Origin of the sequence: Paenibacillus sp. UNC496MF, from assembly GCF_900113915.1 — a bacterium.
Lineage (GTDB): Bacteria > Bacillota > Bacilli > Paenibacillales > Paenibacillaceae > Paenibacillus_Z > Paenibacillus_Z artemisiicola.
Genome location: NZ_FORE01000018.1, coordinates 158,728 through 168,580 on the forward strand (window position 1 = coordinate 158,728; position 9,853 = coordinate 168,580).

Annotated in this window: 11 protein-coding genes; 6 read left to right on the forward strand and 5 right to left on the reverse strand. The window is 59.1% G+C overall.

Translation table 11 applies throughout. The features are described 5' to 3' along the window. The first annotated feature begins 139 nt into the window (after positions 1-139). On the forward strand, positions 140-1,270 hold the full coding sequence (locus BMZ79_RS28910) for a hypothetical protein (protein WP_090647394.1): 1,131 nt from the start codon (positions 140-142) through the stop codon (positions 1,268-1,270). A gap of 154 nt (positions 1,271-1,424) precedes the next feature. On the opposite strand, the gene BMZ79_RS28915 is transcribed toward BMZ79_RS28910, so the two are convergent. After that, complete coding sequence (locus tag BMZ79_RS28915; protein ID WP_090647396.1) at positions 1,425-2,276, reverse strand: sulfurtransferase; 852 nt, start codon at positions 2,274-2,276, stop codon at positions 1,425-1,427. 199 nt (positions 2,277-2,475) lie between these two features. Here BMZ79_RS28915 and BMZ79_RS28920 point away from each other — a divergent pair, with 199 nt between their 5' ends. The 3 genes from BMZ79_RS28920 to BMZ79_RS28930 all read left to right on the forward strand — a co-directional run bounded on the left by BMZ79_RS28920 (position 2,476) and on the right by BMZ79_RS28930 (position 4,538). Further along, positions 2,476-3,339, forward strand: coding sequence for a hypothetical protein (locus BMZ79_RS28920; RefSeq protein WP_090647398.1), 864 nt, complete (start codon positions 2,476-2,478; stop codon positions 3,337-3,339). 365 nt (positions 3,340-3,704) lie between these two features. Next, the gene (locus tag BMZ79_RS28925) at positions 3,705-4,217 is read left to right on the forward strand and encodes a GNAT family N-acetyltransferase (protein ID WP_090647400.1); all 513 of its coding nucleotides are present in this window, start codon (positions 3,705-3,707) and stop codon (positions 4,215-4,217) included. 117 nt (positions 4,218-4,334) lie between these two features. Further along, the gene (locus BMZ79_RS28930) at positions 4,335-4,538 is read left to right on the forward strand and encodes a DUF378 domain-containing protein (protein ID WP_090647403.1); all 204 of its coding nucleotides are present in this window, start codon (positions 4,335-4,337) and stop codon (positions 4,536-4,538) included. 214 nt (positions 4,539-4,752) lie between these two features. Here the strand turns inward: BMZ79_RS28930 and BMZ79_RS28935 are convergent, their stop codons facing one another. Together BMZ79_RS28935 and BMZ79_RS28940 are read right to left on the reverse strand one after the other, a co-directional pair. After that, on the reverse strand, positions 4,753-5,067 hold the full coding sequence (locus tag BMZ79_RS28935; protein ID WP_256253208.1) for a 4a-hydroxytetrahydrobiopterin dehydratase: 315 nt from the start codon (positions 5,065-5,067) through the stop codon (positions 4,753-4,755). A gap of 27 nt (positions 5,068-5,094) precedes the next feature. After that, the gene (locus tag BMZ79_RS28940) at positions 5,095-5,388 is read right to left on the reverse strand and encodes a hypothetical protein (RefSeq protein WP_090647405.1); all 294 of its coding nucleotides are present in this window, start codon (positions 5,386-5,388) and stop codon (positions 5,095-5,097) included. Between the two features lie 219 nt (positions 5,389-5,607). Between BMZ79_RS28940 and motA the strand changes: the two genes are divergently transcribed. Together motA and motB are read left to right on the forward strand one after the other, a co-directional pair. After that, positions 5,608-6,408, forward strand: a complete 801-nt coding sequence (gene motA / locus BMZ79_RS28945; RefSeq protein ID WP_090647408.1) for a flagellar motor stator protein MotA — start codon at positions 5,608-5,610, stop codon at positions 6,406-6,408. Next, positions 6,392-7,210, forward strand: a complete 819-nt coding sequence (motB, locus tag BMZ79_RS28950) for a flagellar motor protein MotB (protein WP_090647411.1) — start codon at positions 6,392-6,394, stop codon at positions 7,208-7,210. The genes motA and motB overlap by 17 nt, the downstream gene beginning before the upstream one ends. 246 nt (positions 7,211-7,456) lie before the next feature. On the opposite strand, the gene BMZ79_RS28955 is transcribed toward motB, so the two are convergent. Together BMZ79_RS28955 and BMZ79_RS28960 are read right to left on the reverse strand one after the other, a co-directional pair. After that, positions 7,457-8,176, reverse strand: a complete 720-nt coding sequence (locus tag BMZ79_RS28955) for a cysteate racemase (RefSeq protein WP_090647413.1) — start codon at positions 8,174-8,176, stop codon at positions 7,457-7,459. Between the two features lie 129 nt (positions 8,177-8,305). After that, on the reverse strand, positions 8,306-9,805 hold the full coding sequence (locus BMZ79_RS28960; RefSeq protein ID WP_090647416.1) for a Mur ligase family protein: 1,500 nt from the start codon (positions 9,803-9,805) through the stop codon (positions 8,306-8,308). Positions 9,806-9,853 lie beyond the last annotated feature (48 nt).

Below are 9,853 nucleotides of genomic sequence, written 5' to 3' on the forward strand. Positions count from 1 at the left end.
TCCATTCATTTTATATTTAGGAATTGACTTCCTTATCTTGTTGATGCAAATTCATAGGTAGAAACCTTTTTAAGAGCAGACGTCTAGCGTAACTTTCATCCGCTGTCTATTAATTTCACCATACAAGGGGGGATTTAGCATGCCATATCGGCTTGTTGACGAATTTATTTGGATGGATTGGAACGACATCGACAAGCAACAGGATGAACAATTAACTGCCGCCGATAAGTATAACCGGATTGTTGGCTGGGCTGGAAAAGCAAGAGGGAAGAATCCGGGCGTATTTGATGAGCTTACAGGATGGTTAATGGATGATTCGGAATGGACGGAAGAAAAGCTGGCTGAAAACGAGCAAATCTTAGTGCAGGGCGTCTTAGCGCGATTCCAAGAACAAAATGCCCGACTTCGCCTGTATTTAAAGGAGCTTGAACCATCCGGCGTGGTCAATGCGCCTGTGTTTAAGGCGTTGGACGATTTTGACAGGGAATTATCCGGCGTACGTTTGGATGCGCGGCTTTCCCAAGAGGTTACAAGAATGTTCACCGATTTTACCACAATGCGCGAACGCAATGTGCGGGAACAAGTAGCAGGCGGCAAGACAGGGCAAACTGGCACGGATAGCGTTGATGTATACGGGTATATCAATCATCTGAAAAACTGTGATGCCCAAGTACAATGGTGCTTGTTCATGCCCGATATGGTAAAACGTCAACAAGCTGGTTTCAAGGTTGATAATTTCGAATACAAGCAAATGCCGGCAATGCGCTTTATTGGCGTGGATGATCGCCTATTTCACAGCGATACTGACGAAGAATATCACGAGAAGAAGAAAGCAAGCCTCAAGAATGTAATAAGCACACTCCATGCTTTGACTCCGTATAAATCCGGCTTTGACCATGATGTTTTGCTTGGACATCATTACGGACGAGGGGTCGATGTTGAGCCTTGGCATGGTTTTTGGGGGCGGTTTATGAAGGCTGACACCCCGGTGCCGGAAGGTTTTATGCATGTTGACTTTACGTCTGAATATGCGGATAAACCCGGTCCACCGTATCTTTCCAAATTCGCATTTGCCACTTTCTCCGGCGATATCGATGCTATGCACGATGATGAAGGCACTGATGGCGGCAGAATGTACGATGTCACCCGCAATATCATACTGGGTCAAGGCGTTGGTATTCCATACCCGGACAAATACTGGATTGCAGAAGTGTTCCTCGATGGATTCGATAAACCCAGCACCGCTTATATGTTTAGTGTTGTGTTGTAATACATACCACCTGTTTTTCGCCGTCACTTATGGCAAGAATCCGCGCAATCATCTTCAAGCCCGCATTGTTGACTCATGTTGACTTCGGGGCATAAAAATACACCGCCAGAGCCTTTGGGCACAATGGCGGTGTATTCGTCATTAAAAAGTACTGCTATTCGTCTTTTGGATCCACTTCACCCGTCGCAACCGGATTCCCCTCATACGTAATCCAATCGCTCCAGCTCCCCGCGTACAACCGCACGTTCGTAAAGCCCGCTTCCCGCAGCGCCAGCACGTTCGGGCACGCCGTCACGCCCGAGCCGCAGTACACGATCGTCTCGCGGTCCTTGTCCAGCCCTTCGAACCGCGCCGCCTGCGCTTCGGCGTCCTTCCACTTGCCGTCGGCGCCGCGGCCCTCGGCCCAGAAGCGGTTGCGCGCGCCCGGGATATGGCCGGCCTTGCGGTCGAGCGGCTCGACCTCGCCGCGGTAGCGCGGCGCTTCGCGCGAGTCGATGAGCGTCACGTCGGCATGGCCCAGCTTCTCCCGCACCTCGTCCATTTCCACGAGCAGGTTATGCTGCACCGTCGCGAAGAACGGCGAAGGGATAAGCGTCCGCTGCTCGGCGTTGACCGGGAATCCGGCATTCTTCCACGCCGTGAATCCCTCGTCGAGCACATAGACCTCCTCGTGTCCGAGGTACTTGAGCAGCCACCAGAGCCGCGATGCCATCGCGCCGCCCTGATCGTCGTACGCGACGACGCGCTTGTCGTTGCCGATGCCGGCCCGGCTGAACGTGCCCGTCAGCTGCGCGATGTCCGGCAGCGGATGACGTCCGCCGTGCGCCTCGATCGGCGCCGACAGGTCCTTCTCGAGGTCCAGGTACACGGCCCCCGGGATATGCGATTCTTCGTAGGCCTCGCGGCCGGAGGCCGGCTTGCCGAGCTGGAACCGGCAGTCAACGATCACGATGTCGGCTTCATACATGCGGGCCAGCAGCCATTTTAACGATACGATGGAATTCAACTCATTCAATCCGCCTTTCCTATCTTGTCCTTAGCAGCATTATACCGCATTCGGGGGGACGCGCGCATCGCGGCCGCCTTTTCGACCATCTGAAAACCTTTACAATTCCTATATCTTCCATAGAAAATCCGTTAACAAAACTGCCCTACGATCATAACGGGCCTTGAAAGGGCCAACAATCGATAGAGGAGATGAATTTATGTTCAAACGCATGTTAGGTACGGCCGCCGTCATCGTCGCCCTGGGCGCATCGCTCGTCACGGAAGCCGGCGTCGCCCCGACGCCCGCGCACGCGGCAAGCAACATGGTGCCGGACTACGAGGTGAAGCTGCTGCTGAATCCGAGCGCCGTGCTCGATTCGGACTTCAAGCTGACGAGCACCGTCCTCAGCACGTTCGCGATGCCGACCACGGTCACGAAGATGAACGTCGCGTTCCTCGACACGGACAGCAAGGAGATCTACAACAACGGCTGGAGCCCGCGCATCCGCAAGACGGAAGGCGAGGACGATTTCGAGCTCAGCTACAAGAAGCGCTACACGATCGCGAACAACGACATCAACGCCGCGTTGACGCAAGCGAACAACGACGGCTTCGACAGCGGCGACGACAACTACGAGGCGCAGGTCGAGTGGGGCTACCAGAAGAAGACGCTCAGCATCACCCGCACGAAGAGCGGCAGCAAATCCGGCTACAGCGGCATGGACCTGCCGTCGATCGGCGACGCCCGCAGCCTGATGGTCAACAACGCGCCGGACAAGTTCAACGACTGGCTGAACAACGACTGGGGCACGGACAACCTGGAAGATTCCCGTTACTTCGGCCCCGTCCTCGCCAAGCGTTCCGAAGGCACCTGGAGCGGCCTCAAGCTGTACATCGAAGTCTGGCCGATCAAGAACGCCGCCGGCACGGGCACGGAGTATGTCGTCGAGGCCTCCTTCAAGACGGACAGCGCGTCGACGGCGTCCACGATGCATGACCAGCTGATCAGCTTCCTGCAAAGCAAGGGCTGGTTCCTCGCCCAGGACTCGCTGAAAACGCAGCTGATCATGGACCGCTACTAATCCGCCGCTCCGCCATCCATCCGCGCTGCCGCATTAGCCAACGATTCGCCGCCTAGCGGCGGATCGGCATGCGCGACAGCCGAAGACGCCCGCTCCCCGCGGGCGTCTTTTTTCCGATTTGTCCTGTTCTGGATCTGAATATTCCCGTTTCTATCCGCATTTCATCTCGGGTTCATCCTGACTTTCCCTCCGACTTTGTCCCCGCCTTAGTCCCGACTTCATTCCGATTCCGCTCCCGAGTTGCCCGTCCCGCTTTCCTCGTCCCGCCGGATTTGGTAGTATGAAGGAACTATATTCGCATTTGCGCCGGAGCCGTTCTCGCCCGCCCGCGAGGCCGCCCCGCTACCGCCGAGGAGACGAACGTCATGGCCTACCCGCAACCGAATGCCCGTCCGCCCCGCTTCCGCGTCGCGCCGCTCACGGAGGAGCTGGCCGAGCAGCTCTCGACCTGGCGCTACGAGCCGCCCTTCGACTTCTATAATTGGACCTCCTGGCAGGTCATGCTGGAGCTCGGCATGGAGTTCGGCGATCCCGACGTCCGCAACCGGCAGTACGCCGCCGTCCTGGACGAAAACGGCGAGTTCGTCGGCTTCGCGCAGTTCTTTCCGCTTCTCGGGCTAACGCGCATCGGCCTCGGCCTTCGCCCGGACCTGTGCGACCGCGGGCTCGGCGTCCCGTTCGTGAAAGCCATCGTGGCGGAAGCGATCCGCCGCGCGCCGCACGACGAGATCGACCTCGAGGTGCACGCCTGGAACGTCCGCGCGATCCGCACCTACCAGCGGGCGGGATTCGTCATCGCCGACACGTACGGGAAACAGACGCATACCGGGGTCGTCGAGGTATACTGCATGTGCTACTTGCCCGAGGAAGGGCTCTAAGGACGCCCGTCAAACGAGTGCGGGTTCCGAATTTACAAAACGAAAACGTGCTAAAATCCCGCTCCGCCGCATAACCGTAATAATGTCACAGCCAGTGACAACAAGGAGGCGGATCCAGTGAAAGTTTTGAACATCATCAGCTTGATTGTGCTCATTCTCGGCGGTCTGAACTGGCTCATCGTGGGGCTCTTTGAGTATGATGTCGTTTCGGAGATTTTTGATGGATCAGATTCCGTCGGGGCGAAAATCGTGTACATTATTGTCGGTCTGGCAGCACTTTACAGCCTGTCGTTCTTCTCGAAGGTGTCCGCGGAAGAATAAGAAAATTGCCCGCTGTCATTCGTCGGCATGCATAGCCGAGCCCGCGGCTGCGCCCTTGCGCCAGCCGCGGGCTTTTCTTATAAACCGGACCGGCGCCGGTCCGGGCTGTCACGCATCTACGCTTCTACGCCTTCGCGTCCAGCACCGAACTCATGCCGCAACCCCGCGCGCCTCCTCGTCCGGCACGACGCCTCCTCCGCCCGAAAAACGCCGATCACCGGTTCTCGGCAATCGACGCTCGGTAAATCTCGTTATAGCGCTCCGCGGACTGAAAGTCCAGCTCCGTCAAGCCTCCGGCATGCCACGTCGTCAGGCGCAGCGTCACCTTCTTGTAATCGATCGCGATGAACGGATGATGGTTGAGCTCCTCCGCGATCTCGGCGATCCTTCCGACGAACGCGATCGCGGCAGGAAAGCCGGCGAACCGATAGCCGGCCGCGATCCATTTCCCGTCCTCCCGCGTCCAGCCCTCCAGCCCCGCGAGCGCCCGGTCCGCCGCCTCCGCCGGCAGCTTCTCCAGCTTAGCCACGCCGCTTCACCCTCCCCGTCTTCAGGCTTAGATCAACCGGATGATCCGGCTCTCCTTCTCGTCCACGGACACTTCGATGATATGATGCTTCGGCCGGTACGTGACCACGCCTTGGCCCACGCGCAGCACCGGATCCTCGCCGAGCGCGTAGAACACGTCGTCCGCGAGCGCTTCCATCAGATCGAGCCGCTCCGTCTCGCCGAGCTCCTCCCATTCCGACGTCTCCATCTCGAAGAACAAGTAGCCGTCCCCGATCGAATGCATCGCGTCCTTCAATTCCACCAAAATATCCTCGTATTCTCTCGCATGCTTCACGCCCATTTTGCGCCGCCTGCCTCTCTGCTTCTAATTTCCAGCCGCTTCTCCCTATTTTACACGAATTGGGACGAAAACTCCTAAAACATCCGCTCAGCTCTAATCTACGGACCGATTTTGTCGATATAAATAGCGTGTCTCTTTTTCTTTTTACCCCGCCTCCGGGCTTGAACGGCAGCAGCCGGTTGACGATAGTCGGGACTTTATTACTAGACGAGGTGTGTCATGGAAAAATCTACGTTAATCGGTATTGTGCTCGGACTCGTAGCCGTTCTGCTCGGGATGGTCCTCAAGGGCGCCCCGATCGAAAACCTGGTAAATCCAGCCGCTTTTATCATCATTATCGTCGGGACGGCCGCCTCGTTATTCATCGGTTTCCCGCTGAGCGAGCTTAAAAAATTCCCGAAATTGATCAAAATGATCTTCGTCGTGCAAAAACTGCTCCCCCGCGAGGAAGTCATCGCCCTGTTCATGGAATGGGCGACGATCACGCGCCGCGAAGGCCTGCTCGCCCTCGAGTCGAAGGTCGACGAGATCGAAGACCCGTTCCTCCGCAACGGCATGCGGATGATCATCGACGGCAACGACCAGGATCTCGTCCGCGACGTCCTGCTCGAGGACATCGCCGCGACGGAGGAGCGCCACCGCGCGGGCGCGCTGATCTTCTCCCAAGCCGGCATGTACGCGCCGACGCTCGGGGTGCTCGGGGCCGTTATCGGCCTGATCGCGGCGCTGGCCGACATGAGCGACATGGGCCGTCTCGCCCACGCGATCGCCGCGGCGTTCGTCGCTACTCTTTTAGGTATATTCACCGGTTACGTATTATGGCACCCGATCGCCAATAAGCTGAAGCGCCTGTCCAAGAACGAAGTCGAACTGCGCCTCATGATGGTCGAAGGCCTGCTGTCGATCCAATCCGGCGTCTCCACGATCGCGATCAACCAGAAGCTGTCCGTCTTCCTCACGCCGACGGAGCGCTTCAAGCTGAGCCAGAAGGGGGCCGAAGCGATTGAGCAAAAAGCATAAGAAAGAGCATCACGAGGAACACGCCGACGAAACCTGGCTGATCCCCTATGCCGACCTGCTGACGCTGCTGCTCGCGCTGTTCATCGTGCTCTACGCCATGAGCTCCACCGATTCGAAGAAGTTCCAGGACATGAGCAAGGCGTTCAACATCGCGTTCAACAGCGGCATCGGCGTGCTGGACCAATCCTCGATCATCTCGCAGGCGAACCAGATGGAGAACACGCAGGACATCAAGCGCCGCGAGGATACGAAGGACATGTCGGAGCAGCAGCGCCAAGCCCTGCAGAAGCAGGAACAGCAGGACCTCGAGAATCTGAAGAAGCAGGTCGACCAATACATTCAGTCGAACGGCCTCACGACCCCGCTGGACACGAAGCTCAACCAATCGCAGCTGACGATCACGATCAGCGACAGCTCCCTGTTCGCGCCGGGCAGCGCCAAGGTGAAGCCCGAGTCGCGCAAGCTCGCCATCGAGATCTCGAACATGCTGACCAAGTATTCCGACTACGAGGTCGTCGTCTCCGGCCACACCGACAACGTGCCGATTCACAACGACGAGTTCGAATCGAACTGGGAGCTCAGCTCCATGCGGGCGATCCGGTTCATGAACATCGTGCTCGACAACAAGCGGCTCAATCCGAAGAACTTCAGCAACATCGGCTATGGCGAATACCGGCCGATCGCGAGCAACGACACGGCCGCGGGCCGCTCGAAGAACCGGCGCGTCGAGGTTTCGATCATCCGGAAATACGCGGATGCGTCCAAGACCGTCAGCGTGCCGGCGTCCGGCGCGGCGAAATAGCTACGATATACGACAAGGCCAAACGAAAAAACCGCCGGGAGCGCGAAGCTCCCGGCGGTTTTTTGGCGTATGCGGCGGCTCGCTGCCGACGGCGTTGCCGAACTTGCTGATGTTACCTAAACTTTCCCGCGTTCCTGACGTTACTCGCGCCCCTGACGCTCGTGCCGTCACGCTGCGGGGCGTACCCGTACGTCGGGGTTGCGGTGTGGCGGACTCCCGCTCGCCGCAGCGCTACGGGCGCGCCCGTTACAACAGCTCGGACTTGTGCGCGGGCAGGGACAGCTCGATCGACCGCCGGACGAGCACGTCCATGGCGTCGATGCTGACCTTGCGCGCCTCCTCGCTGAGCTTGACGATCGACAGCTCCGTGCAGGCGATGATGACGCAGCTGCAGCCGTCGCGTTCGATCATATCGCGGATAATGCCCTCAAGCTCGGCGGGATCGCTGAGGATGCCGCGCTTGATGTCGCGGTAAATGATGTTCATGACCTGCTGCTGCACGTCCATGTCCGGCTCATGCGGAACCATTCCGTACCGGCGCGCGCAGTCGCCGTAGATGCCGCTGCGCAGCGTGCCGTTCGTCGCCAGAATGCCGACCTTGCCGCCGCGGCCGAACGTATCGACGATTTCCCGCATCGTCTCTTCCACCATGTCGATGATCGGAATCGTCGTCATGGCCTGCATCTCTTGAATGTAATAGTGCGCGGTGTTGCACGGCATGGCGATGTTCGCCACCTCCGCGTATTCCAGCAGCCGAATATCCTTCTCGATCTCCCGCAGGAACAGCTCGCCCGTGTTCTCGAGGATCACGTGGGTCCGGTCCGGCAGCGAAGCGTGGTTCAGCACCACCATGTCGATATGGTCCTGGTCCCGGTCGGCCGCCGTGCTTTCGATAATCAGGTCGATAAAGACGGACGTCGCCTTCGGGCCCATGCCGCCCAGAACCCCTAACCGTTTACGTTCCATGATTCAACAACCTTTATCGTATGACATAATCTTTCGAAGACATAATCGTTCGTTGTTCGTTGGTTCCCGCCTCGTTCGCCGAGCGGCTCCCCGGCCGCTTACCCGCGCTCCGCTCGGCGCCGAACGGATTTACTCCGCCGCGTCCGTTCCCGGCTTCCCGAGCAGCTGCAGCGCGATCTCCGCGCCCGGATCCATGCCTTGGCAGCCCGCGAGCAGGATCAGGTCGCCGCGCTTCGCCTCGCCCAGCGCCGCGCCGATCGCGTCTGGCAGCTCGTCGAACAGCTTGACCTCGATGCCTGCCTCGTTCATGACTTCCAGGAACACGTCGGTCTCTTCGTCCGATACGACGTTGTGGCGGTTGACATGCGACCGGCTCCGCGTCGCGATCAGCTCGCGGCGTTCCAGCCGGTTCATCCACTTCACGATCGATTCCGCGTTCTCGCGGTTGATGATCGGGCCGCGCGCGCCGCGGATCGCGTAGACGAGATGGAAGTCCTCGTAGTCCATGTAGCGGAGCGTCTCCAGCGTCACGTCGATGTTGCCGGGATTGGCGAAGTGGTCGTCGATGATCGTGAACGCGTCCTCGTGAATGAACTGGAACCGGCGCTCCACGCCGCCGAAGGTGCGCAGCGTCTCCTGAATCGTCGCCACGGACACGCCGCACAGCAGCGCGATCGCGATCGCCGCCATGGAATTATAGACGGAGTGCAGGCCCGGAATGCGCAGATCGACGCGGAACTCGCCCGGCTCGTGACGGACGCCGTTCGCCTCGAACGCCTTCAGAATCTCGACCGTGAACTTCGCCCGTCCGGTGGACAGGTCGAGGTCCTTGCAGTGCAGCGTGCCTTCGCCGCTTCTCATGCCGAACGTGATGACCTTCGCGCGCGTCTCGGTTGCGAGGGAAGCCGCGTATTCGTCATCCAGGTTCAGCACGGCGAAGCTGCGTTCGCCGGCACCCCGGATCAGCTTGGACTTCGCCGCGAAGTAATTCTCGAACGTGCCGTGCGAATCGATATGCTCGCGGCTCAGGTTATTGAAGCAGACGATGTCGTAATCGACCGATTCGACGCGGTTCGCCTCCTGCGCCGCGGAAGATACCTCCATGCTCACGTGGGAGACGCCGGCGTCGACCATCCGCTTCAGGTACGCCTGCAAGTCGAGCGATTCCGGCGTCGTCAGCTCGGCCGGGATCCGCTCTTCGTCGATCTTGACGACGACCGTGCCGATCATCCCCGTCTTGAAGCCGTGCCGCTCGAGAATGGCGTTCGTCATGTACGTGGTGCTCGTCTTGCCGTTCGTCGCCGTGATGCCGATCATCGTCATCCGGTCGGCGGGACGGCCGTAATACGCGCTCGCGAGCCGCGCCATGGCGATCCGGCTGTTCGGCACGACGTACTGCGGCACGTCGATCTCCGGCTGGATCCGCTCGACGATCGCGGCCACCGCGCCGCGCTTCACGGCATCGCCCAAGTATTTATGCCCGTCGGTGCTGTAGCCCGTGATGCAGACGAACAGCTGGCCCGGCTCGACTTTCTGCGAATGATAGGAAATGCCGGTTATCTCGCTGTCCCCGGCATGAAACGTATCGGTTATGGTGATGGCTTGCAGCAAATCTTGTAATTTCGTCATGGCCCACGGTCCTTTCTTCCACAGCGGAAAGGCAGCCGGCCGCGCTTG